General features: G+C 40.3%; 19 protein-coding genes. 14 read left to right on the plus strand and 5 right to left on the minus strand.

What is annotated here, in order from left to right:
• The first annotated feature begins 65 nt into the window (after positions 1–65).
• From NSTC745_RS33450 to rfbD, 10 genes are all read left to right on the plus strand, one after another.
• Entirely contained in the window at positions 66–1,817 is a 1,752-nt protein-coding gene (locus NSTC745_RS33450; RefSeq protein ID WP_445634869.1) for a hypothetical protein, read from the plus strand.
• 75 nt (positions 1,818–1,892) lie between these two features.
• Entirely contained in the window at positions 1,893–3,188 is a 1,296-nt protein-coding gene (locus NSTC745_RS33455) for a glycosyltransferase (RefSeq protein ID WP_445634870.1), read from the plus strand.
• Positions 3,181–4,248 carry an NAD-dependent epimerase/dehydratase family protein gene (locus NSTC745_RS33460; RefSeq protein WP_445634871.1) on the plus strand — a complete coding sequence of 356 codons (1,068 nt, stop codon included), beginning with the start codon at positions 3,181–3,183 and terminating at the stop codon, positions 4,246–4,248. Before NSTC745_RS33455 ends, NSTC745_RS33460 begins: the two co-directional genes overlap by 8 nt.
• A 34-nt stretch (positions 4,249–4,282) precedes the next feature.
• Positions 4,283–5,368 carry an NAD-dependent epimerase/dehydratase family protein gene (locus NSTC745_RS33465; RefSeq protein WP_445634872.1) on the plus strand — a complete coding sequence of 362 codons (1,086 nt, stop codon included), beginning with the start codon at positions 4,283–4,285 and terminating at the stop codon, positions 5,366–5,368.
• A gap of 101 nt (positions 5,369–5,469) precedes the next feature.
• Positions 5,470–6,498, plus strand: coding sequence for a glycosyltransferase (locus tag NSTC745_RS33470; protein ID WP_445634873.1), 1,029 nt, complete (start codon positions 5,470–5,472; stop codon positions 6,496–6,498).
• Positions 6,495–7,406, plus strand: a complete 912-nt coding sequence (locus NSTC745_RS33475) for a glycosyltransferase family 2 protein (protein ID WP_445634874.1) — start codon at positions 6,495–6,497, stop codon at positions 7,404–7,406. The genes NSTC745_RS33470 and NSTC745_RS33475 overlap by 4 nt, the downstream gene beginning before the upstream one ends.
• 2 nt (positions 7,407–7,408) lie before the next feature.
• Positions 7,409–8,479: a glycosyltransferase family 4 protein gene (locus tag NSTC745_RS33480; protein ID WP_445634875.1), complete on the plus strand. Its 1,071-nt coding sequence runs from the start codon at positions 7,409–7,411 to the stop codon at positions 8,477–8,479.
• Between the two features lie 111 nt (positions 8,480–8,590).
• Complete coding sequence (locus tag NSTC745_RS33485) at positions 8,591–9,667, plus strand: glucose-1-phosphate thymidylyltransferase (RefSeq protein WP_445634876.1); 1,077 nt, start codon at positions 8,591–8,593, stop codon at positions 9,665–9,667.
• A 104-nt stretch (positions 9,668–9,771) separates the two neighbouring features.
• Positions 9,772–10,317, plus strand: a complete 546-nt coding sequence (gene rfbC / locus NSTC745_RS33490) for a dTDP-4-dehydrorhamnose 3,5-epimerase (protein ID WP_445634877.1) — start codon at positions 9,772–9,774, stop codon at positions 10,315–10,317.
• A 116-nt stretch (positions 10,318–10,433) separates the two neighbouring features.
• A complete protein-coding gene (gene rfbD, locus NSTC745_RS33495; RefSeq protein ID WP_445634878.1) occupies positions 10,434–11,309 on the plus strand; it encodes a dTDP-4-dehydrorhamnose reductase in 876 nt (291 codons plus the stop codon).
• Between the two features lie 162 nt (positions 11,310–11,471).
• Here rfbD and NSTC745_RS33500 read toward each other — a convergent pair whose 3' ends face one another.
• Positions 11,472–12,206 carry a 2-phosphosulfolactate phosphatase family protein gene (locus NSTC745_RS33500; protein WP_445634879.1) on the minus strand — a complete coding sequence of 245 codons (735 nt, stop codon included), beginning with the start codon at positions 12,204–12,206 and terminating at the stop codon, positions 11,472–11,474.
• Positions 12,207–12,781: 575 nt separating this feature from the next.
• On the opposite strand from NSTC745_RS33500, the gene NSTC745_RS33505 reads away from it, so the two are divergent.
• Both NSTC745_RS33505 and NSTC745_RS33510 read left to right on the plus strand, forming a co-directional pair.
• A complete protein-coding gene (locus NSTC745_RS33505) occupies positions 12,782–13,201 on the plus strand; it encodes a BlaI/MecI/CopY family transcriptional regulator (protein WP_096537646.1) in 420 nt (139 codons plus the stop codon).
• On the plus strand, positions 13,201–14,043 hold the full coding sequence (locus NSTC745_RS33510) for a M56 family metallopeptidase (RefSeq protein ID WP_445638747.1): 843 nt from the start codon (positions 13,201–13,203) through the stop codon (positions 14,041–14,043). Before NSTC745_RS33505 ends, NSTC745_RS33510 begins: the two co-directional genes overlap by 1 nt.
• Before the next feature lie 221 nt (positions 14,044–14,264).
• Here the strand turns inward: NSTC745_RS33510 and NSTC745_RS33515 are convergent, their stop codons facing one another.
• The 3 genes from NSTC745_RS33515 to NSTC745_RS33525 form a co-directional block, all read right to left on the minus strand.
• Positions 14,265–14,561, minus strand: a complete 297-nt coding sequence (locus tag NSTC745_RS33515) for a hypothetical protein (RefSeq protein ID WP_445634880.1) — start codon at positions 14,559–14,561, stop codon at positions 14,265–14,267.
• 390 nt (positions 14,562–14,951) lie between these two features.
• Positions 14,952–17,315 carry an AAA family ATPase gene (locus NSTC745_RS33520; protein WP_445634881.1) on the minus strand — a complete coding sequence of 788 codons (2,364 nt, stop codon included), beginning with the start codon at positions 17,313–17,315 and terminating at the stop codon, positions 14,952–14,954.
• A gap of 2 nt (positions 17,316–17,317) precedes the next feature.
• Complete coding sequence (locus NSTC745_RS33525) at positions 17,318–18,379, minus strand: ATP-binding protein (protein ID WP_445634882.1); 1,062 nt, start codon at positions 18,377–18,379, stop codon at positions 17,318–17,320.
• Between the two features lie 546 nt (positions 18,380–18,925).
• Between NSTC745_RS33525 and NSTC745_RS33530 the strand changes: the two genes are divergently transcribed.
• Positions 18,926–21,868: a lamin tail domain-containing protein gene (locus NSTC745_RS33530; protein WP_445634883.1), complete on the plus strand. Its 2,943-nt coding sequence runs from the start codon at positions 18,926–18,928 to the stop codon at positions 21,866–21,868.
• Positions 21,869–21,989: 121 nt separating this feature from the next.
• Here NSTC745_RS33530 and NSTC745_RS33535 read toward each other — a convergent pair whose 3' ends face one another.
• A complete protein-coding gene (locus NSTC745_RS33535; RefSeq protein ID WP_096537641.1) occupies positions 21,990–22,250 on the minus strand; it encodes a MoaD/ThiS family protein in 261 nt (86 codons plus the stop codon).
• A 273-nt stretch (positions 22,251–22,523) separates the two neighbouring features.
• Here NSTC745_RS33535 and NSTC745_RS33540 point away from each other — a divergent pair, with 273 nt between their 5' ends.
• Positions 22,524–24,890 (plus strand): protein kinase domain-containing protein, encoded by a 2,367-nt coding sequence (locus NSTC745_RS33540; RefSeq protein WP_445634884.1) that lies wholly within the window; start codon positions 22,524–22,526, stop codon positions 24,888–24,890.
• The last annotated feature ends 76 nt before the right edge of the window (positions 24,891–24,966 follow it).

The following is a 24,966-nucleotide window of genomic DNA, read 5'->3' on the forward strand; positions in this document are numbered from 1 at the left end:
ACGTAAATTATCTTTTCAAAATTACGAAAGATATTTTTCACTGCTTTAACTAAAAGAGGTAATAAATGTCAAATATATTATCTAGGCATTTGCCCTTTCAAAAAGCAAAGGTATTTTTAGGAATTGCCTACTCTTTACCAATTCTTCTAATTTTCTGGTTTGTTACTTCCTTCACCGTAAACATCCCTGTTTGGGATGATTGGGAATTAGTATATCTTTTCAATAAAATTTATAGCGGTACTGCAAGCTTCTCAGATTTTTTTGCCCAACATAACGAGCATCGTATTTTTTTTCCAAGAATAATATTTGCTATCCTTGCATTTTCCTCAAAATGGAATATTAAATTGGAAACTTATTTTAGCCTTTTACTGGCTTTAGTAAACTTTGCTGTTTTATATAAAATTGCAGCTCATAGTTCTAATAAAAATAATAAATTATTATTTCATTTATTTAATTTAACAACTTGTGTTGTAAATTTTTCTTTACTTCAGTATGAAAATTGGCTATGGGGATTTCAAATAGCTTGGTTATTGATAAATACATGCCTAATCCTAGCAGTTTTCATTCTTACTGTACCTAAAAATTTGCACCCAAATTTTAGACTATCACTTGCATCTCTATGCTGCATTATTGCTAGCTTTTCGTCAGCTCATGGATTACTGTCTTGGCTGGTATTACTCCCATCAGTATATTTAGTGGAAGGGATAACTAAACAGAAAAAAATTAGGATTTTGGTATGGCTCGTACTTTTTGCTTTTTGTGTTGCTATCTACTCTATTAATTATGAAAAGCCTTCTCATCATCCTAGTATATTCTTTATTTTCCAACAGCCATTAATTGGAGTTAAATATTTCTTTGTCATGATAGGTTTTTCCTTAGGCAAAACTATTTTAACTCCTATGGTTAATGGATTAATAATATTCTCGAACTTTTCATTTTTTAATATTTACTGTTTCAAAAACTATCAATCAGTTTTTTTTGGTAAAGCAGTTCCTTGGCTATCATTAGGTTGGTTTGCTGTTTTATTTGTATTAATTACTACTTTGGGTAGAGCTGGTTTTGGTATTGAGACAGCTACTTCATCAAGATACGTAACTGTTTCGATATTATTAGTTATATCCTGCCTACAATTGTGTCGATTATGGATTGTATATAAATGGCAAGATGCAGTCAAAAATACACACGTGTATTCAGGATTATGCTTGGGATTTTTAATATGTATTTTTGTTTTTAGCTCTAAAAGTTGCATTGTACAAGGTAAAAATATTTGGAAAGGGAATAATGCTGCTAAACATTGCTTAGAAGTTATAAATTTTATAGATACTAAATCTCCTAACAACTGCTTGCACATGTTTTATCCTGACCCCTTAAAAATAGTAGAATCGAGCAAAACTCTTCAAAAATTAGGGTTTAGAAATTTTCAGACAAATATAATTTTTACAACTAAAACAGCAAAAAGTTACGGAAATATAGATGTTCCTCCAACAGTAGATCGACCATTAATTATACGCAGGAACGATACTATAAAGTTTCTTGGCTGGGGTATTATCCCTGAACGCCAAAAACAGCCATTCCTGGTTTTGTTGTCATACGGCAATAATCAATCTTTTTTTGGCTATGGGACTATATTTTTAAATAGACCTGATGTTGCAAAAGCTTTTAATTCAAGTCTTTATGATACGTCAGGATGGGAAGCAAATGTTTCTCTAAAGTCAATACCACTAGGTGAAACTGTTATTAAAGCTTGGGTTTATGACCAAGAAAGTCAACAGTTTATTCAGTTGAATGGTGAAACAAAGATAAAAGTTGTGGAATAAAAAAGGAACAAGGAACATTGTATAAAAGCTATTGTATTTATTAGTGGAGAGTATCAAGGGAGTAATAAATTCAAAATGTTAAAAAAAATATTTCGATCAAAAATAATAAAGTTTTTACTAGCTGGTGGTTTAGCGGCAGGGTTAAATTTAGTATTAATTTATTTAATAATTGAAAAGCTAGGATTCAATACACCTTTTTTGCGTAATGTTGCCAATATAATTTCAATTGAAATTTCCCTAGTATTTAGTTTTTTTATATACCGAATTTGGGTTTGGACTGGGGGCGTTTGGAACTTTGGGGAAGTATTTTTGCGACAACTTCCTCTTTACCATGTTTCTGCTGGAGTTGCAGTGATTACTCGGATTTTATTTATATTTCCGATTTTAGATTGGTTAAAAGTTAACTATGCTATTAATACTATAATAGGTGCACTTGCCAGCGCATCGATTAATTATTTGATTAGCGATCGCTTTGTATTTAAAACTCCAAAACAAAAACCATCACTTACATATTATCCAGAAGCATTGGCTCCAGCTCTATTCGTCAATTCTAGCTCGATCGCTAATGAATCAAGAACAGTAGAGACTTCAAATATCAATACTTTATCAATAGTAATTCCAGCCTACAATGAAGAAGATTGCATAGTTCAAACTGTTCGCACCATTAGCCAATTTTTGGAACAAGAAAAAATAGATTACGAAATTTTAGTTGTTAATGACAACAGCAAAGATAACACAGAACAATTATTACAGCAGCTTAATTTTGAAAATATTAAGCTGCGTTACATCAATAATTATTACCCCAACGGCTTCGGCTTTGCAGTTCGCTGTGGGTTAGAAAATTTTACAGGGGATGCTGTAGCAGTAGTTATGGCAGATAGTTCGGATGCACCAGAAGACATAGTATCCTACTACCATAAACTGCAACAAGGATACGATTGTGTTTTTGGTTCCCGCTTCATAAAAGGAGGTAAAGTCATTGACTATCCCAGCCATAAGTTAATTGTAAATCGGTTAGCTAACTTATTTATTAAAATTTTATTTGGCTTGAAATTTAACGACACTACTAATGCATTTAAAATTTATCGTAAAGAAGTTATTCAAGGTATCTCACCATTAGTATCTCATCATTTCAACTTAACCGTAGAAATGCCACTCAAAGCCATAGTCAGAGGATATTCTTATACAACGATTCCTATTACTTGGAGAAACAGAACTACAGGAGTATCTAAGTTAAAACTAAAAGAAATGGGGAGCCGATATTTGTTCATAGTCCTCTTCATCTGGCTAGAAAAACATTTATCGCGTGGAGATTATCATCTAAGCAAAAATAAACAGCTAGCAAATCAAAGGTTAAAATCCAATGGCTGAGAAGATTCTGATTTTAGGAGGGGCTGGTTTTGTTGGCAGTTCCTTAGCAATTCATCTAAAAAAGCATCATTCTCAGTGGAAAATTATATGTTTTGATAATCTTCGCAGGCGCGGTTCGGAATTAAATCTTCCTAGATTCAAAAATTTGGGAATTGAATTTATTCATGGTGACATTCGTTCCCCTAGCGATTTAGATCCTGGAATGTTTGATGTCGATACTATTATTGATTGTTCTGCTGAACCTTCTGTACTTGCAGGATTTAACTCCCCACAATACGTCCTGCAAACAAATTTAGTAGGAACTATCAATGTTTTGGAATTAGCTAGACAAATTCAAGCTCGTTTGCTCTTTCTATCCACTAGCCGCGTTTATCCGATTGAAACACTAAAATCAATTAATTTAGTAGAACTGCCAACCCGTTTTAAGATTGCTACCGAACAAACAATACCGGGAGTATCTGATTTCGGGATTGCAGAGGAATTTCCACTTCAAAGCTACCGTTCTCTATATGGTACTACTAAACTTGCCTCGGAAATGCTCATCGAAGAGTATCGACAAGCTTATAATATTCAGGCAATAGTCAATCGTTGTGGTGTAATTACAGGGCCTTGGCAAATGGGTAAAGTTGACCAAGGTGTTTTTGTTTTGTGGTTAGCCGCACACTATTTTGAAAAATCTCTAAGTTATATAGGTTATGGCGGTACGGGTAAACAAGTTAGAGATTTATTGCATATTGAAGATTTGTTACACTTAATTGATTACCAGTTAAAACATTTTTCCGAACTAGATGGAGATGTTTTAAATGTTGGTGGAGGTGTTGATAATAGTCTATCGCTATTAGAAACTACTAAATTATGTCAAGCAATTACTGGTAAATCTATTGCAATTGCATCAGAAGAAACAGCCAGACAAGGTGATATTCCTATTTATATTACAGATTCTTCTAAGATAATTTCTAAGACTGGATGGAAACCAATGATAAACCCAGAACAAACCCTAAGAGATATTTATCAGTGGATTCTTGAGTATGAAACAATTCTGAAGCCCGTTTTATCCTAAACTGATCGTTGTAGTGTGAGGAATTCCAGATATTATGCCTACCGTTTTAATTACTGGTTCATCCGGTCTAATTGGTTCCGAATCGGTTCATTTTTTTGCCCAGCACGGTTTTGATATTGTGGGTATCGATAATAATATGCGGGCTGTGTTTTTTGGTGAATCTGCATCAACAGAGTGGAATCGTCGGATACTAGAAGATAAATACAGCGATCGCTATCGTCATTATGATATTGATATCCGCGATCGCTCTGCAATCGAAAACCTATTTCAAGAATATTCCTCTGATATTTGTCTGATTATTCATACAGCAGCACAACCATCCCATGACTGGGCAGCAAAAGACCCTCATACAGATTTTACAGTTAATGCTAACGGAACTTTAGTATTACTAGAAGCGACTAGACAATACTGTCCTGATGCAATTTTTATATTTACTTCAACCAACAAAGTCTATGGGGATACTCCTAACTATTTACCCTTGCAGGAGTTAGAAACCCGCTGGGAAATTCAACCAAATCATCAATATAGAGAAGGTATTGATGAGTCAATGACAATTGACAACTCCAAACATTCTCTATTTGGCGCTTCTAAAGTTGCCGCAGATATACTAGTTCAAGAATATGGTAAATACTTCGGCATGAGGACTGTTACCTTTAGAGGAGGTTGCCTAACCGGCCCTAACCATTCTGGCGCTCAGTTACATGGTTTTCTAGCTTACTTAATGAAATGTACTATCACTGGTGACAGTTACACCATCTTTGGCTATCAAGGTAAACAAGTTAGAGATAATATCCACAGTTACGATCTGGTGAATGCTTTTTATCATTTCTATCAAAATCCTAGATGTGGAGAAGTTTATAATATCGGAGGTTCTCGACATAGTAATTGCTCGATGTTAGAAGCAATCTCAATTTGCGAAGACATCGTAGGTAAAAAGCTGCAATACAGTTATACAGAAGACAATCGCTCTGGCGATCATATCTGGTACATTTCAGATGTCAGAAAGTTCCGTTCTCATTATCCAACATGGGAATACAAGTATAATCTTCGGCAGATACTAGAGGAAATTTATAATGCTCAAGCATTTAGAAAAGAAGCTAATCTAAAAGTCACAAAATAATCTTTAAAAAATACTGTTGAATAGATTATTTTCTACATGGAACACAAAGCCTTCACTTAAAGTCAAATATCTCGTTTATGTCAAAGAGAAATTAATCTACAATGCAGGGTAAAGAAAAAATTGGCATTCTTTTAGCGACATATAACCCTCAAGTTGAATATTTCCGAAAACAGATCGAGTCGATTCAAAAGCAAACTTGGCAAAATTGGGTTTGTCATATTGTTGACGACTGTTCCCAACTCCAATATCAAACAGAAATTCAAAAAATTCTCGAACATGATTCACGATTTATCTGTCATTTTCATAACGATAACGTGAAGCATTATTACAATTTTGAACGTGGCTTACAATACTGTATTCAAGACCCTACAATTACAGCGATCGCCTTTTGCGATCAAGATGATATTTGGCAAGCACAAAAGCTAGAAGTATCGATCGCAAAATTACGTTCCGAACGGGCACTTCTAGTCCACTCAGATCTGGAACTGATTGACAGTCACGACCAAACTATCAATGATTCTACTTGGGATTTTGAAGGACGCCAACCCGAAAAAGCCACGGTAGAATTATTGCTACTTCGCAATGTCGTCACCGGGTGTTCGTTATTGTTTTGTAGTTCTCTTATTACCGATATTCTACCCTTTCCCCAACAAAATGAAATTGGTTGGCATCATGACTGGTGGGTAGCCTTAGTGGCAATTCAAAAAGGTAAAATTGGACATATTCGGCAACCATTAGTCCGCTATAGACTGCATAATTCCAATACAGTAGGAACAATGCAAAATGCCGGTAATTTTTACACAGAACTGATGCTGTGGTTCAGGAAAAAATGTCGCATTACAGCTAAAAGCTATATAATTCATCGTAACTTGAGTAAAGCATTCCAAGCTAAATTTTACCAACAATTAAACTCAAACTGGTCTAATCCTTTTGGCGATCGCCGCTTAGATTTTGGTTTAGGTATTCTTAAGCTTTGTTACCAAAGTTTCAAAGTAGGATATCATTCTGAAGGTATAGCGCTACGAATTTGGATTGTAAAAATTTTATTCGATATTCAACAATTTTCAAATTATATTTTAAAGTTGCTACCAATATTTCAAGCAACTAAAAGCAATATTCAAAACAAATGAATCAGCAACAATCTATTTCAGTATCGATTATTTTAGTTAACTATAATGGAGCAGAACTTTTACCAGATTGCTTAAATTCTATACAAAAGTTTATCGATATACCTAGCTATGAAATCATTGTGGTAGATAATGCCTCTAGCGATAGTAGTGTTGAGTTAATTGCAGAAAAATTCCCTCAAGTTCGGCTAATTAAACAAACTCAAAATCGCGGTTTTGGAGCAGGAAATAATGCAGGGGCGAAAGTAGCAAGTGGAAAATTCTTATTTTTATTAAATACTGATACTATAATTACTTATAATATTTTACCCCATCTAATTGATTTGATGCAAGCAGATTCACAAATAGGAATTATTGGGCCAAAATTGCTGAATCCAGATGGTAGTTTCCAAATTTCTGTTTCGCCCGCCTTAGGAATTAAAGGAGAATATGAAGCGCGTCAGATGCATTTAAATTATCTCAATAACTCTGAGCGAAATTCGATCGAACAGAAATTTCAACAAACTCAAGAAGTAGATATTGTTGTCGGGGCTGCTTTTTTTATTCGCTCAAGTTTATTTCAGGAATTAAATGGATTTGATGAAAATTTTTTCATGTATTTTGAAGAATCAGATTTATGCCAAAGAGCGCAGTATCAAGGATATAAAATTATCTATACACCTGATGTATCTTTAATTCATTTGAAAGGTTATTCAATTCAAAAGTCTGCAAATGCAATGGCTATTGAATATAGACGTAGCCAGATTTATTTTTATGAAAAGCATCGTCCTTGGTGGGAACAATTACTTTTACGTATATATCTATTTTATAAATTCTTCGGTCAATTTGTAACTACAGCTAATCCTAATAGCCTAAAAATTATTATCTTGTTATTTACCGAGAAAAAAAATATGCTTAAAGCAAGTGTTTAATTATGTCTATTTTAGCAAATTTATCTTTTGCTCCTACTCAACCAACAGGATGGTTAAGTTATAGTTTAAATTTAATAAAAGAAATAAAAGAGTTAGATATTGATGTATTAAGTCCAAAGGAACTTTCTGGGTTAAAATGTTATGATTCGCCGCCAGATATGACGACGGATTTTGGCATAAAGGGACACTTAAAACGTTTGCTATGGACGCAATTTAAACTGCCGAGTATATATCGTCAGATGAAGTCTAAATTACTGTTTTCTCCGATTCCAGAGGCTCCTTTATTTTCTCAATGTTCTTATGTTGTTACTGTTCACGATTTAATTCCTTTAAGATTTCCCCAGTGGTTTTCGATCGCGCAACAACTTTATTGCAATTATTATATTCGTGCTGTTATCCAACAATCGAAACACGTGATTTGTAATTCTAGGGCAACAGCTGAGGATTTAAGCAAATATTTGGGAGTTAATGAAACAAAAATAACTCCGATCGCACTAGCATATGACAGCAATAATTTTCGTTTTTTAGATTTGCCAACCAAAAATTATTTTCTTTATTTAGGACGCCATAATCCTCACAAAAATCCCGAATGTTTAATTACTGCCTTTACTGAATTACCTAACTGCAAAGATTATGAACTATGGTTAGCAGGGCCAAGCGATCGCCGTTACACTCCAACTTTAAAAGCCCAAGTTACCCAACTCGGCATCGCTAATCGAGTAAAATTCCTTGACTACGTTCCTTACAGCGAACTGCCAAAAATCATCAATCAAGCGATCGCCCTTGTCTTTCCCAGTCTGTGGGAAGGTTTCGGTTTACCAGTCTTAGAAGCAATGGCTTGTGGTACACCAGTAATTACCTCCAATCTTTCCTCCCTACCAGAAGTAGCTGGGGACGCAGCGATTCTAATTCACCCCTACAACACCAGAGAAATTACAGAGGCAATGGAAGCGATCGCAACCGATCCGGCATTGCGATCGCGCCTTTCTAACCAAGGAATTATCCGCTCCCAACAATTCAGTTGGCAAAAAACCGCACAAGCCACCGCCGAAGTATTATCCTGCTACGTGTAGAATATTACCGTTGAGCAGAGGACGCGGGGAAAGAAAATGGGGAGATGGGGAGATGGGGAGATGAGGGGACATGGAGAATGACAAATGACAAATGACAAATGACAAACCCTTATGAAAGCATTAATTCTCTCTGGTGGTAAAGGTACGCGCCTGCGTCCCCTAACTTACAGTGGTGCAAAACAACTCGTACCAGTTGCTAACAAACCTGTTTTATGGTACGGCATCGAAGAAATGATCGCCGCCGGTATTACTGATATTGGCATCATTATCAGCCCGGAAACAGGCGCAGAGGTTCAAGCAAAAACGGGAGATGGAGAATACTTTGGAGCCAAGATTACCTACATATTACAAGAACAGCCAGCCGGACTTGCCCACGCAGTCCAAATCGCCCGTCCGTTTTTAGGAGATTCTCCCTTTGTTATGTATTTGGGCGATAACCTCATTCAATTAGGCGACTTAAGGTACTTTCTGCAACAATTTAGCCAACAACAGCCTGATGCTTTAATTCTCTTACGTCCTGTTGCCAATCCTACCGCCTTTGGTGTGGCTGAGGTCGATGATACAGGAAGGGTATTGCAGTTAATTGAAAAACCGAAAGTTCCTCCCTCAAATCTGGCATTGGTAGGAGTTTATTTCTTTTCTCACATCATCTTTGATGCGATCGCCAATATCCAACCTTCCCCTAGAGGCGAACTCGAAATTACTGATGCCATTCAATACCTAATTAATCAGCAAAAACAGGTTGTGGCACACAAACTCCAAGGCTGGTGGTTAGATACTGGTAAAAAAGATGACTTACTAGAAGCTAATCGTTTAGTTCTCGACACCTACTTAACACCATCAAATCTCGGTGAAGTTGATGCCCAAAGTCAGATTATCGGGCGAGTGAAAATCGGTGCAAAATCTCAAGTTATTAACTGCACAATTCGCGGCCCAGTAATCATTGGCAACAATTGTCATTTAGAAAACTGCTTCATTGGCCCTTATAGTAGCATTGCTAACAATGCCACACTCATTGATACAGATTTAGAACACAGCGTGATTTTAGAAGGTGCGAAAATTGCCGGAATCCATCAGCGCATTATCGATAGTGTCATTGGACAACGCGCACAATTGACTCTTGCACCTCGTCGCCCAAAAGCTTTACGATTTCTAATTGGTGACGACTGTCAAATTGAACTCACATAATTTACTCAATTTTGGCACGGTCAAAATGTTATGCTACTACCTGTATTTAGAGTGTGATTTATTTCCCAAATTAACACTGTGGCAAATTACTCATAATAGTATTAATGAGCATTACACGTACCAAAATTCCCGAAGTTATACAACTCGAACCCAAAGTATTTGCAGACGATCGCGGTTTCTTCTTTGAAGCCTATAACCAACAAAAATTTACTCAAGAAGCTGGTATTGCTGCGAACTTCGTCCAAGATAACCACTCTTACTCTAAGCAAAACGTCCTGCGTGGATTGCATTACCAAATCCAACAACCCCAAGGTAAACTCGTTCGTGTAATTGCCGGCACCATATTTGACGTAGCCGTAGACATTAGAAAGAGTTCGCCGACATTTGGTAAATGGGTAGGTTATGAACTCAGTGCTGAGAACAAACGCTTACTTTGGATACCAATAGGCTTTGCTCACGGCTTTCTCGTACTTTCAGAAACAGCCGAAGTTCTCTATAAAACTACAGATTACTACGCGCCCCAAGGCGATCGCACAATTCTCTGGAACGATCCAGATTTAGCTATAGATTGGCCTTTGAGTGCGACACCGATTCTATCAGTTAAAGACCAAGCTGGTAAATCTTTAAAAACCGCTGAAATCTTTGATTAAATACCCTCAATAAACACAGTGGGAAGGTGGGGGAGACGCGGGGACGCCAAAACGCGGAGAATAACCAATGACAGATGACAAATGACAAATGACTAATGACAAATGACTAATGACTAATGACTAAATCAATTTTGCTAATTGGTAGCAACGGTCAAGTAGGTCAAGAATTGCAACAAATTCTACCATCCTACGGCAATGTTATCTCAGTGGCACGCCCAATAGTAGACCTTACCGAGCCTGATACTCTCCGTAGCATTATCAGATCGAAGCAACCGCAAATCATCATTAACGCCGCTGCTTATACCGCCGTAGACAAAGCCGAAAGCGAATCCGAACAGGCTGGCGCTATTAATGCGACTGCACCTTTGATTCTTGCCGAAGAAAGCCAAAAATTGGGAGCTTTTCTAATTCATATTTCCACCGATTACGTTTTTGATGGCAATGGGTGTTGCCCATATCAAGAAACCGATGCGACTAACCCCTTGAGTGTCTATGGAAAAACCAAACTAGCAGGAGAACAAGCAATTCGAGAAAATTGCACCCATCACCTCATCCTCCGCACAGCTTGGGTTTATGGAAACTTTGGTAAAAGTAACTTTGTCAAAACTATGTTGCGACTCGGTGCCCAACGCCCAGAACTGCGTATTGTCGCCGATCAAATTGGTAGCCCGACTTGGGCAAAAGATATAGCCGCAGTCATAGCCGAAATCATTCCCCATTTGAGCTTAGATATCGCAGGCACATACCATTACACAAATAGCGGCGTTGCTAGCTGGTATGACTTTGCCATTGCCATTTTTGAAGAAGCCCAACAGCTAGGGTTTCCTCTCAAAGTTGAAAATATCGTCCCCATTACCACCCCCGAATATCCCACACCCGCCCGTCGCCCTGCCTATTCCGTCCTTGCTTGTGGCAAAATTTCCGCACTTCTAGGAACCCATCCTCCCCATTGGCGACAAAGACTACGGCAGATGCTCAAAGATTGGGCATAGGGCATGGTGCATGGGGCATTGGGGAGATGGGGAGCAGAGGAGCAGGGGAGCAGGGGAGAGTTTACAAGTTCTTTCCCCTCCGCCCCTCCGCACCTCTGCACCTCTGCACCTCTGCCCCTCTGCTCCTCCGCCTCTTCTGCCCTATGCCCAATGCCCCATACCTTATCCCCTTTTCAAAACTCCTATTTCTTGTTGTATTGGCAAGACATCTAAAACATCAGTTTGGGAACAATATTTTAAATCTTCTTGACAGTCAAGACGCAATAGGCGTTGACCGTGACTAGCTTGATGGAATAATCCTAATAAATTATGTTGCCATTGAGAATAAAGAGCGATCGCACCGATAACTTCATCGTTACCAGCTAATTCTTCTGGTGACAATTTGGTTTGCTCTAAAAGACTATAAGCGATCGCACCCGCACAAACTGTATCCTCCAAAGAAAAACTGCCTTCCCAACCTGAGCCGACAATCCACACTGTCTCTGGTTGCTTTTCTAGAAGAAAATCCACCACTGCTGCTCGGTTGATTAAGGCTGCGGCTAATACATTTGGCGAGTCTTGTACCCGTTGTAAAGCACGAGTGCCATTTGTAGTACTGATAAATAACCGACGCCCCTGCACCAATTCTGAGGTGCAGTCGAGGGGAGAGTTACCTAACTCAAAACCCGCTACTTTAGCGCCGCCACGTTCTCCAGCCCGCAGACGTTTTTCAGGAGGCCATTGTTCGCTAACTGCGATTAGTCGATCTAAATCGCTGAATACTTGTACAGCTTCGCCTCCAGCTGCCAAGACAGTCGCTATCGTGCTAGTGGCTCGCAAGACATCGACTGCGATCGCACATTCTGGCGGTTTATCCGTTGGAGTCAATTCCGGAGTATGGTATACAAATAGCTTCACGCGCTGGATACACCTGCTTTTATACTAGTGCGGCAAACAAATAACATTCTACCTAGTTAGGGTGACTAACTATAGTCACAATTGCTCACACAATCTTTTTTAACATCAGAATACACAATGTATCTCATTAGATAGATAAATGAGAGTAGGGAGGTAGGGAGATGGGGAGATGGGGAGCAGAGGAGCAGAGGAGATGGGGAGATAAGGGGACAGGTTTTTAACTAAATCTTAAGAGTCTTGAATGGGAAATAAATGCTTAAAAAGCTCATTTTTATGTCGTGAGACTTTCAGACTTACTCCACGATCTTGTAATCTAAAACAAGAAAGCTAACAATCATTGGCCAAACAGGGTATGGGGAAAGGGAAAGGGGTATGGTTCGACCCTTCTCTACGAGAGGCTTCGCCAACGACAAAGCTCAGGACAGGCAAGCTCACCAACCGTGGAAAAGGGGAAAGATTAAATTTATTCCTTTTCCCTTTAACCTTTAACCTTTTCCCCACCTCCCCACCTCCCCACCTCCCCACACCCCCCACACTCCCCACACCCCCCACACTCCCCACTCCCCTTCAAACCTATGGCACCTTTACCCGATTACCGCCCTAAACAACTATCTTTAGGCCCCTTAGAAGCGGAAATTTTAAATATCATCTGGGAACTTGGTTCAGCCACAGTCAAAGATGTCCACGATCGCATTTTGGCCGATCCCAACCGCGAACTAGCTTATACTTCTGTAACCACTGTTCTGCGACGCCTCACCGACAAAGGTTGGCTGGCTTGTGATAAAAAAGGGCGGGCATTTTATTGGCGGCCGTTGCTGAGCAAACAACAATCCCAGGTAATCAAAGCCCACGAACAGTTACAGCGATTTCTCGCGGTGGGTAACCCAGATGTAATTGCAGCCTTCGCCGATAGTCTCGATGAAGCAGCCAGCGAACAAATTGCAGCCATCGCCAAACGCATACAATCCGCACGCCAAGCCAGGGAGGAAAAATGATGCATCTGATGATGATTTTGATTGCTTTGACAGTTGCTTGGTGGTTGAGATCCTCTTGGAGAGAAGCCCAAGGCAGTTGGAGTTTGCGGTGGCGGCGATCGCTATTTTTGTTTCTCTTCCCCCCCTTGTTAATTTTTATGACAGCGATCGCTGTTTTGTTCATGGGGCCTCAAGGAAAAATGGGCGGGATGTATGCAGGCTCAATCAGTTATTTTCTGGCATTAATTTATTTAGCTATTTTTGCCATTTTGTGCATTAAACTTGCTTTCCAAGGTTGGCAATCTGTAGAATCAGCTCGTAACTGTCCTAGCGTGAATTTGGGGGAAAGACGAGCCAGACTACTGCAAACAGAAGCGATGTTTGCAGGACAAATTGGTTTTTGGCATCCGGAATTAGTGATTAGCGAAGGATTACTGCAAAGTCTTTCACCAAATCATTTAGAAAGCGTCTTAGCGCACGAGCAAGGTCATTATCAGTACAGGGATACATTCTGGTTTTTCTGGCTGGGTTGGGTGCGTTCCTGCACCGCTTGGTTGCCGAATACAGAACCTTTGTGGCAAGAACTGTTAGTTTTGCGCGAACTCCGCGCCGACAGTTATGCCGCATTGCAAGTAGACCCTTTGGTGCTAGCCGAGTCACTGCTGTTAGTGGTCAGTAGCAGCCCTCTATCATCAGAAATTTGCTGTGCTGCATTGGGTTCTTCTAGCGCAGGCGATAGATTAGAACAAAGAGTAGAAGCTTTATTAGCACCACCAGAACCAACCTCAGAAGCTCAATACCATTCCTGGCATGGGTTTATGTTAGCTTTTCTACCTTTATTGTCTGTAATATTTCATAGCTAATTTGAATTGAAAAAAGTATCAATCCACATGTAGAGACGTTGCACTGCAAAGTCTCTATTATTTGCGTCCTGCCAAGACTTGTTCGGCGTTCAAATTCAACTGTGAAAAGTAGCTCACATCTTGCACCTAGCCCTAGCGATTAGAAATCGCGGCTATACAAACTCTCGTCCGCCTACCTTGTCCTAACGCAAAATCAAGGGTTTGAAACCCAAGGCAGGCGGTCACTGAGCTTGTCGTTCGCGCAGCGTCTCGTAGAGAAGTGCGGGTTTTGTCTGTGTAGCCGCGACTTCCAGTCGCCTAGTGCAAGATATGAGTTGACCGTTGACTGCGAAAAGTAGAATTTTTTTATTTGGAAGTTCGGTTAAAAAGGTATTACAACACGAAATTACGACGGTAAGAGCTTCTGCCTTCCTTGCAAGAGCTTCTGCCTTCCCTGCAAGAGCTTCCGCCTTGACATTTCCGTGTTTCGCGCACCCTGTAAGAGCTTCTGCCTTCCCTGCAAGAGCTTCCGCCTTCACGTTTCCGTGTTTCGCGCACCCTGCAAGAGCTTCTGCCTTCCTTGCAAGAGCTTCCGCCTTCACGTTTCCGTGTTTCGCGCACCCTGCAAGAGCTTCCGTCATGTTTGTAGCAATATCGGTTCTGTCTATAGCGATGTCAGTTGCGAGGATAACAATAAAAACTTTAAAAACTTTGCCTCTTTTTTGTTGCCTGCCTTACGACTAAATAAACGTGAGTTCGACAAACTTCACCCTCCCAACCTCCCTCTTCTAAAAAGCTACCTACCATGTATACACAAGTCGAACTACCCCCCTTGTCAAGGGGGGAAAAATCTAGTTCCCTCCCCTTTACAAGGGGAGGGTTAGGGTGGGGTAAAGAAAGGACTGGTAGTGATTCGATAACTTCTTAAATTACTCTTCTTCTAACACTTGTTCTACATATTTTTGTACCAAAGGCACTTGAAAGGCATTGCCTTCTGGAGTCAAGATTTCTTTTCGCACTAATTTGCGGACAACACCTTTGTCTTGTGGTGTAGGAGTTTCGCCTTGGATTAAACGCCGGAGTAAATTACGGTCATTCTCTGCTAAACTCTTCCATAATTCCCGAAAATACTGAACGCCTACCTCAAGCACTTGCGGAATAATCTCTTCGACATTTTGTGCAGTGGCTTTGACTGTATCTGCATTGCCCTGGTTTGTTCTAATATCGCCGTTTAGCGACTCCACCAACTCGTAACATACCAACTGAACCAGAAAAGGCTGACAGCGAGTCAGTTGAATAATTGCATCTACAGCAGTTGGTTCATATATATTGGTGAAGTTCTCCACTGGATTTAAAATCAAATCGCGGGCTTCTGATTCTTGCAGGTAGGTCATTCGCAAAGCACGGGTGTTAATTAAATAGTCACTCCAGTAATCTTCAAGTTCAGATAACTCGCGCGAACCGCTAAAAAGTAAAATCCATTTTTGGTGGTGTTGCAGCAGGTTACGAATAAAGTTGAGTGGCGCACGGCTGTTTGTTGCTTTCACGACTTCATCCAAGCGTTCGTATTCATCCAAACACAAAAGAAATCGCTGACTGGGGTTGCTGCGTTCTATTTCTGTTAACCAAGTTTGCAGCGCCGGAAATGGATCTTCAGCTAGTTTTTTGGCATCTGGATTAGGCAGAAATACTTTGCGGGGTAATCGCCGTGCAGCTTCGATAATTTGTTGAGCTAAATTTTCAGCCAATCCTTTTAACGTTGTCGCTGATGCTGCACCCTGTAAATCTACCAGCAAAGGTACAATATCTGAGCCAATTCTATAAGGTAGATATTTCAACGCTGAGGTTTTCCCTGTTCTGCGCCCACCATAAAGTAATAATACTGGTGGTTGCTCAGAAAGCGCCAAAGTTTCAATTTCTCGAAATATGTCAATTCGTCCTTTAAAACGATTCTTAGCAGTTTCCGGGTCTAGGGAATTACCAGCAATATAAACTTGTCGAATTTCTGTTGATCGCTGTGCCTGTTCTTCTAAAGTACGTTGTGCCGTCTCTAATATAGTTAGCCAGTTTTGTGTAGTGTTCCCAAAAGAAACAGCAACGCGAGCATCTGTTGTCAAAGCTAGACTTTGCGCCAGTTGGCGTAATGCATTGATAGGAATATTCAGTAACTCATATTTACGATAAGGTGAAGTTGCTTCCTCTGATGCCCGTACATCCTGACTAATATCCAAAAATTGAGGCAGTACAGCGCCAAATTCCTTTGGTGGTGGTGAGGGAATCCACGCTAGTTGGTTGGCAATCTCCACAATATCGCCCAACTTCTGACAACGGTTGACAATATCTACAGCAATACCAGAAATTGCCTGTGCTGCAACTTTTTGCTGATTGGTAGATGTAATTAGATAATTAATAGTCTCACGGGCAACATCTGGGTTCTTTTCATAAGCCTCCACAATCATCACATCCATGAAAGGCAGAGGCAAAATAATCAATTCATCAAAGCGAGGGGGCAGATATCGCAAACAATTTACCCACTTTCCATTGCCAGACAACAAGAACAGGGTAAGTATCCATAATAATTCCGGCAACCAGAAGTAAACCCGTAACACACCCAAAATAAACGCCACGCTTCCCGCCACGCCTGTCGCCACGCCGAACGCCACGCCCAACGCCACGCCGAACGTCACGCCGAACTCCACACCACCTAACGCCACGCCTGTCGCCACGCCCAACGCCACACCTTGCGCCATACCTAGCACCGCATCTGGCGCCATACCTGCCGCCACGCCGACCATCACGTTTGCCGCCACGCCGAACCCCACGCTTGCTGCCACGCCGAACGCCAGGCCGAACCCCACGCTTGCCGCCACGCGTGAGAAAAATTGAATTGCCAAAAATATGATCAGGACAGCAACAAAGAAAATAACTAGCCTATTTGTATTATTAGTGCCAGGGTCTACAACCCTTCCTATAAACCAGCCCACCAAAAAAACACAGCTTAAGAACCAGTTAAATGATTCACCACTAATCAGAATATAAACTGGTGCCACCAATAACACAGCAAACATTGGTACTACAGCAGTTAGCCACCTAGCTTGTCCAGCATAGCGACGCAGGCGGGGATTAATATAAAACTCAGCTTGTTTATTGATGTTATCTGTTGGCTTCAATTCTGGATTGATATCGCGCAACCAACGTCTAAAGGTAAAAGGCTTGAAGTAACTCCAATACAAAAGCCGCACACATTCAGCCACATAATTCCAAAAGCCTGATGTTGGAGACGTGTTACTCATGGCTACTTTATCCCCAACTTGTCACGCACAAAATCCCAAACTTCATTCCAGTGCAGTACACCCGCCAAAACCAAAACTGGTAAAAGCAGCATGACTAACCCAGTAATCCAGTTGCCGATATCACCTACAGTTACACCGATGAATTTAGGTATCTTACCTAGACGCACTGGCAAATCCCAAAATAACCAACGCAGCCATAATTGCCATCGCTGTCCCTTTGATGCTGATTTAGCTTTAGTAAGCTGTTGTTTAAACTGCTGTTTCGCCCACTTGATTGGCTTGCCTTGTTGACGTGCTTTCCACAAATAGTAACCAGCCAATTGCAACTTGTAAGGATGACGATCGCCCCATTGCTGCACACAATTCTGTTCGTCTACACTCAAAGCAGCACCATTAATAGAACGACTTGGTAAACGCGACAATTCAATCGCCTCATCTGTAGTTAGTTCTTGCAAATAAATTGTGTGACCAAGATTGAAAAAACTAGAGCCGAAGTGATGCTCGTTAGCATAAACATCCAATTGTTTGCGGGAAGCCACCACTAACATCAAGGCGTTGCTATCCATTAGCGATCGCAAATTATCATAAAATCCATTATCGAATTTATCGGGATATCTCAAAAGGCTTTCAAAATCATCCAGACACAACACGGGTAGCTTTCCTTGCTGTTTCCATTCCTTAACCGCATCTGAAAAAGCTTGACGATTCAGCGGTTTAGTCTTCCAAGGATTTTGCAGATTGCGTTGTTGCCATCCTGGAACGTGACTGAGTAAACCTTCTGCCACAGCCTCATAGAAACCCGTTTCAGTTTGGCAATCTACACCTCGTAACGCTAAGTAAATTACCACATAACGGTTGGTATTTTGTAATACTCGCTGCTCCCAAGTGCGAAGGAAATAATACAGCAGTGAAGATTTACCAATGTGCTTGTCACCAACTATATTGATGCTTGTAGGCTGGTCGCCCTTCATCCGAGATGCGATCGCATTTAGTTCATCTTTTCGCCCCACAAACAGCCTCGGATCTTCAATCATTCCCGCAGCCAAAAAAGGGTTATCAACCATTATCTGTAAATTTTAATTACATAAATTTCTCGATTAATGCTTACGATAATAAAGCAAAAATCTGCCAGAGCAATTTATTGAGTGAATAAAAATTAGCTCTGCGATCGTACTTTTAAAAAATAGAAATTACTTCAAAAATAAATTGCGATCGCTTAGCTCAACTTAAATATTAAATTTGGCAAAACTGTGCGTTCCTTTGCGTTTAAAAAGGTAGTATTTTTAAACGCAGAGCAATCGCAAAGGTTGGCACAAAGGAACCCAAAGGTATAATCGGCGGAAAACAGGTGGTTAGAAACCGGATCTACACTCTTGAAGGGCTGTTCTATCGATTTAAGAAATGTAGAGCGATCGCCAGAGTGAATGCGATCGAGATGGTAGATTTTCGTACAACTTGGGTAACCTAAAACCAGCGATCGCCTAAGTGCATTAGAGTTTTGGCGTTGCTGAATACAGGTATGGATTGTTGATGTAGAGACGTAAAATTTTACGTTTCTACATTGTCACAATTTACATTACCCATTAAAATCAGGAGCTAGTGAAGCATAAATGAGTCTACTGTTAAAATTTCTTTTAGCGGTCAACAACAATCACCTCAACCGTTATAAAAAACTACTAAGTGGCTTTGCTTTCTTACTGTGCTATCTGAATTTTGGAATACAATCTGCTCAAGCTGAAGGTAGTCGCACTCTATATCCCAGTTCCGCCCCAGCCAGCAGTAGTAGAGCTAACCTAGAATGGCGTACTGATACTTATGGCGGTCTGGTGCTGCGACGAACTTTACTAAAAGTCTATGCCAACCAAGGTGAGTATATTCTTTTGGGTTCCAGCGCAGTTGGGGTAAATAATGGTAATATCCGCGTTTACAATCCCGGTCGTGTCAGTGACAGTATTGGCAGTGAAACTATTCCCAATACACCAGACTTTGTATGCACTTCTCAACCTAGCCGGGGTATTATCTCAAGTCGCCAACAAGAGTTAAATGGCCCGCGTGCGATTTCTGGCGGCGGTAATCCCAACGGTTATATTCCCTGCTACTACCAGGCTCCAGCCACTGGAGTTTATGATATCGTTTTCTACGGGCCTGATGGGGGTAACTCTTCAGCTAACGGCGCTCCCACTGGTGAAATCAATTTGAGTAATGCGAACAACTTTGGTACTCAACAAGGAACTAGTGTTGCAGCTTGGGATGTAACAGTGCGGAGTAGCGATCAAACTTCAACAAGTGATTTGAACGGGCGATTATTCAGCTATTATCTAGCCTTATTTACTGGTAATAACGGTAGATATCTCAACTTCCCAGTTTATCCAATAACCACAGATGGCTTCCGATATAAAGTAGAACTCAGAGGTACAGATCCTAATGGATTTGTTCTTTATGGTAATCAAACTGGCTTTTTTGACAGTGACGGGAAAACCCCTCTCTACCACGACATACTGGGGGCGGATAGTCAGCTGGCAAATCCCCAAGGTGGTGTTAGCTTGGCTCGTCCGCAATTCGCTACCTTTTTTAACTCCATCGACAACAACGTACTTCCATACGTTGACCGCTACAAAAGAGATGGCACTTTGGAGGGGACTGGCATTCCTATTAGTCCAATTATTCCTACTGTTACTAATTTACAATTCAACGGCACAGCTGGAGGAAATAATAGTTCTTACAGCACAGGCGGTACTTTGAGCTTTAACAGTAACGTTGCAGGTACTTACGAACTAATTATCAGCCGAGACGGCAGCAATTTCGATCCCACTAACTCGCAAAACCGTCTTTTGCGAGGGATTATGCTTACAACGGGACAGCAAGCAATTAATTGGGATGGTAAAGATAACAGTGGCAATTTTTTCCCAGTTGGCAGTAATTACAAAGTCAGCGTCAGAACTTATGGAGGTGAATATCACTTTCCGTTGCTGGATGCGGAAAACAATTTTACTGGTGGCCCTACCATTACAATGCTGAATGCTACTAATCCTATAGGCAATACCAGAGGATTTTACGACGATCGCGGTTATAAAACCATCGGTGGGACTCAAATTGGTACAACTGGTCAAGTACTCTGTGGTATTAATCCACCAAGCCCAGCCTTTAGCGACCCACTTAATGGCTTTGACACTGCCACCAATGACCGGAAATTTGGTCAGTCTGGTAACGCTGGTAATGCTGGGACATCATGCAATGGCTCTTTTGGAGATACCAAAGGTCTGGATTTATGGACTTATTATCCCGGTCAAACTCAACCAACTCCATTGAACATTGTTGATGCAGTTTCACCTAATGTTGGCAAAGTCATAATCAATGAAGTTTTATATAAAGAAACTGGCACAAATTCTAGTACTAATGATGAATTTATCGAACTTTATAATCCATCTTCATCGCCTGTAGATTTGAGTGGTTTGAAGTTAGCAGATGGACATTTAACTGCTAATGATAATGATAGTACTAACGGCTTTACTTATACATTTCCTAACGGCACAACTTTGCAACCTGGGCAATATGCTGTGATTTGGATAGGTGATAATAACGCCAATCATCAAGCAACAGGAGCAGCTTTCCAAGGTTGGTTGGGGCAAACTTCCAAACTCAACAATTTGGGTGACGATATTTGGTTATACGATAGCCAGAATAAAATTATTGACTATATCGCCTACGGGAGCGGTAATGAAATTAATACACCTCCCGCAAGTGTTCTCAATCTTTGGGACAATACATATCAATCTTCTTTAATTGGGGCTAACACTGGACAATCTATCAGCTTAACTCCCAATGGACAGGATACAAATCTCAGTGCTTGCTGGGAAGCAGCTACGAGTGGGAACGCCAGCACACGATGTCCAAACTACCTACCAACTAGAGACACTGATACTATAGGTACTCGCGTTACCAGCGTTGGCGAAAACAATAACGGTGCGACTACTACCAATGCAAAGCTTTTGTTAGTGAAACGCATCACCCGCATTAATAATCAAGATTTAACCGACATTGTAGATGGTCGTAGCGACGTGCCGAATAGTGCTGCCAACTATGCACCAGAACCCTATGCTTCCGAAGATAACGATGCAAAATGGCCTGCCGGCTATCTGCGGGGATTAATTAATGCTGGGACTGTCAAGCCAGGAGATGAGTTGGAATATACTATCTACTTCCTTTCCAAGGGGCCAAATAATGCTGCTAACGTTAAATTCTGCGACTTAGTTCCGAGTAATGCAACTTTTATTCCCACTGCGTTTAATGGTAATACTCCTAGTGATGGTGGCTTACCAGGAGCAGATCGAGGTATTGCCCTTGCAGTTAGTTCTAGTAATCCTACAGTTTACTTTAGCAATGTAGAGGATGGCGATCGCGGGCGTTTTTATGCTGCAAACGAGTCTGCCCCCTCATCTTGCGGTACAAATACCAATGGTGCTGTAGTGGTGAATATCACCCGCACTCCAGATTTACCCAATTTAGCCAAAGACGTTTACGGTTTTATCCGCTTCCGCGCCAAGGTGAAATAAAAAAGTTAGGAGTGAGAAGTTAGAAGTTAGGAGTTAGAAGTTAGGAGTTAGTTAAAAGTTACCCTCCCCCTGCCTCCCCTGCCTCCCCTGCCTCCCCTGCCTCCTCTGCCCCCTACCTCCCCTACCCGCCGCTAACTGGGGGAATTAACACAACTTCATCGCCATCTTGTAGGAGGGTATCTGGTTCGACAAATATCAGATTAATTCCAAAGCGGGTGACATCGCGCCATTGGGAGAGTTCGGGGTGTTCGGCTATGAGGCGATCGCATACTACTTTCACCGGGGTACCATTGGGAAATTCCAGTATCAGTTCTGAAACCTGAAAAGCTTCTTGATAAGCGGCGAACAATTTGACGGTAACGGTGATTGCAGATTTAGACATACAACATGCTTTGGCAGGGCCAGCAAGTATTTTAACGCTTGACAAGCACCCTAAATTTTTGAAATTTATTATACATTACTAAGCAGGTGGGCACAAATCAACATCTAATAACATTGCCACACTGAAGTAATACCCTTAGCTCTATAGGACTGTAATTTGATTTTTGAAAAACTCGCCTTTAACTTGAAAAGCCTCCAGTCCTACTCGTTACTACTTGCCTATAGCGCTTTCCGCACCATGTAGATAATTTCAAAAATCAAATATGATTTCTATATGAGTTATTGTCTCAATCCTAAATGTCCAAATCCTGCTGATTTAATGAATGCCAACGGTAACATTTTTTGTCGTAACTGTGGGGCAAGCTTGTTACTAGAAAATAAGTACCGAGTAATTAAATTATTGGGTAGTGGAGGCTTTTCTCGGACTTTTGAATTAGAAGATAATGGCACAAAAAAAGTCCTCAAGGTTTTGAATTTATCTTTATTTAGCGATTCAGATAAAAAATCTAAGATAGTTAATTTATTTAAGCGAGAGGCTGAAGTTTTAATTCGTTTAAATCATGCAGGAATTCCTCACGTTGAACCAGATGGATATTTTGAATTGAACTTTCCAAATTGCCCAGAGCCATTATACTGCTTGGTAATGGAAAAAATTGAGGGTTTAAATTTACAACAATGGTTGAAAAATCGCAATAATAAACCCATTGCACCAGAACTAGCGATCGCTTATTTAAAACAAATACTAGAAATTTTACAGCAAGTTCACGCGCAGGGGTATTTTCATCGGGATATTAAACCAGCCAACATCATGGTTAAACCAGATGGAAACCTTGTTTTAATTGACTTTGGAGCAGTACGCGATTTAGCACAAACTTATGTGCAGCAACAAAATGAAAATACCATAGTTGGTACAGTGGGTTACTCATCGCCAGAACAAATGAAAGGCACAGTAGTAAAACAATCAGATTTTTTTGCTTTAGGACGAACTTTTGTACATTTATTAACTGGAAAGCCGCCATTTAATCTGGAAGAAGACCATCAAACAGGGAAGTTAATTTGGCGCGATGGAGTTTCATTTTACTCCAATCATTGGAGAAACTGGTTAGATAAATTGAGGTGGCGATCGCTTTTCGATTTGCTCGATGAAATGATGGAGCCATACTGGAAAAATCGTCCAGAAAATACTCAAATCATTTTACGGCGCTTAAATCATTCAATTACCTTACCACGCGTTCCTCCCTGGGTAGCTGGTACGGCTATTTTATTTGGAATTGGATTACCTAGCACTTATTGGTATTTCAACGGTGTAAACGGATGCTCAAAAATTTGGCTGAGGAGTTTTCCTCTAGAAGATAGTATCAGTTGTGGCGAAGAAATTCTGTTACCAAATATCAACACGATTGTAACGGAAAAAGAACGAGGAGTAAAGGCGATCGCAGCAGGAAATTATCGAGATGCAATTACTTGGTTAGAGAAGGCATGGCAAAAAGATCGCGACCCCGAAACTTTGATTTATCTTAATAACAGCCGTTTAGAAGTTGATAAAATTAATGCCTATACTATCGCTGTTGTGGTTCCTCTAGGCAATAATAATGACAACATCAACTCCAGCAAAGAAATATTGCGTGGTGTTGCACAGGCACAATATGAATTTAATCAAAAATATAAAACTCAAAAAATCGGGCTAAAAGTTTTGATTGCTAGCGATCTTAATCAAGAACAAGATGCCCAAAGCTTAGCAGAAATTTTAGTAAATAAACGCGATGTTCTAGCTGTTATCGGCCATTTTAGAAGTGACACAACTTTAGTAGCGCTGAAAGTGTATCAACAACACAATCTATTATTAGTTTCTGCTACAGCCACATCAGAATCTTTATCTACATCGTGTAAATCAAATCATCCTAATTGTTTTTTTCGCGTTGTTCCTAGCAATCGTGTCATCGCTCAAACTCTAGCTGACTACCTCAAAAAAGAGAATAAACTCAAAGCAGCAATATTTTTTAATCCTAATAATAATTATAGTAAATCTCTGCAAGGGCAAATTAAAGGTAGAATTTCTGAATTGGGTGGAAAAGTAGTAGTAGAGCTACCTTTATATGACAATGTAGAATCTACTTTAAATAAAGTGAAACAACAGAAAGCAAATGTAATTGTTTTATTCCCAACTACTGATGGACTAACCTCCGATCCCGCACTTCAGGTAATTGAATATGCAAAAAAAAACAAATATTTAGTAGTCGGTGGTGATAGTCTAGACAATAATAAACTTCTCAAATCATTGGTAGGTAACCAAGGAGGTGCAGTTGTGGCTATACCTTGGCATTCGAGAAGTAATTTGAATCGAGATTTTCCTCAAAAAATGCAGAAAAATTGGGGAAAAACAGGTAGTTGGTACACTGCATTATCTTACGATGCAACTCGTGTATTGCTAGCAGCCTTAGAAAAAATACCATCATCCAGCCGTGAAAATTTGCAACACGCGATCGCTGAAACTAATTTTAAAGCAAGTGGCGCCACAGGCTTAATTTCTTTTAAACCAAATGGCGATCGGCAACAGGATAATATTCATTTAGTGAAAATAGGACAAAATCCCAACACAGGACAAATAGAATTTCTACCTTTGGATTTCTCAAACAAATGAATTTATAGGTGATTAAATTATAAGAGCTGATTTATAAAGTAAACCTTAAATTGTAGGGTGCGTTATAGCAACGCTT

The organism is Nostoc sp. DSM 114161 (assembly GCF_052692665.1).

Coding starts and splice junctions, on each gene's coding strand:
- NSTC745_RS33450 (WP_445634869.1), top strand. CDS start 66: ATGTCAAATATATTATCTAGGCATTTGCCCTTTCAAAAAGCAAAGGTA.
- NSTC745_RS33455 (WP_445634870.1), top strand. CDS start 1,893: ATGTTAAAAAAAATATTTCGATCAAAAATAATAAAGTTTTTACTAGCT.
- NSTC745_RS33460 (WP_445634871.1), top strand. CDS start 3,181: ATGGCTGAGAAGATTCTGATTTTAGGAGGGGCTGGTTTTGTTGGCAGT.
- NSTC745_RS33465 (WP_445634872.1), top strand. CDS start 4,283: ATGCCTACCGTTTTAATTACTGGTTCATCCGGTCTAATTGGTTCCGAA.
- NSTC745_RS33470 (WP_445634873.1), top strand. CDS start 5,470: ATGCAGGGTAAAGAAAAAATTGGCATTCTTTTAGCGACATATAACCCT.
- NSTC745_RS33475 (WP_445634874.1), top strand. CDS start 6,495: ATGAATCAGCAACAATCTATTTCAGTATCGATTATTTTAGTTAACTAT.
- NSTC745_RS33480 (WP_445634875.1), top strand. CDS start 7,409: ATGTCTATTTTAGCAAATTTATCTTTTGCTCCTACTCAACCAACAGGA.
- NSTC745_RS33485 (WP_445634876.1), top strand. CDS start 8,591: ATGAAAGCATTAATTCTCTCTGGTGGTAAAGGTACGCGCCTGCGTCCC.
- rfbC (WP_445634877.1), top strand. CDS start 9,772: ATGAGCATTACACGTACCAAAATTCCCGAAGTTATACAACTCGAACCC.
- rfbD (WP_445634878.1), top strand. CDS start 10,434: ATGACTAAATCAATTTTGCTAATTGGTAGCAACGGTCAAGTAGGTCAA.
- NSTC745_RS33505 (WP_096537646.1), top strand. CDS start 12,782: ATGGCACCTTTACCCGATTACCGCCCTAAACAACTATCTTTAGGCCCC.
- NSTC745_RS33510 (WP_445638747.1), top strand. CDS start 13,201: ATGCATCTGATGATGATTTTGATTGCTTTGACAGTTGCTTGGTGGTTG.
- NSTC745_RS33520 (WP_445634881.1), bottom strand. CDS start 17,315: ATGAGTAACACGTCTCCAACATCAGGCTTTTGGAATTATGTGGCTGAA.
- NSTC745_RS33525 (WP_445634882.1), bottom strand. CDS start 18,379: ATGGTTGATAACCCTTTTTTGGCTGCGGGAATGATTGAAGATCCGAGG.
- NSTC745_RS33530 (WP_445634883.1), top strand. CDS start 18,926: ATGAGTCTACTGTTAAAATTTCTTTTAGCGGTCAACAACAATCACCTC.
- NSTC745_RS33535 (WP_096537641.1), bottom strand. CDS start 22,250: ATGTCTAAATCTGCAATCACCGTTACCGTCAAATTGTTCGCCGCTTAT.
- NSTC745_RS33540 (WP_445634884.1), top strand. CDS start 22,524: ATGAGTTATTGTCTCAATCCTAAATGTCCAAATCCTGCTGATTTAATG.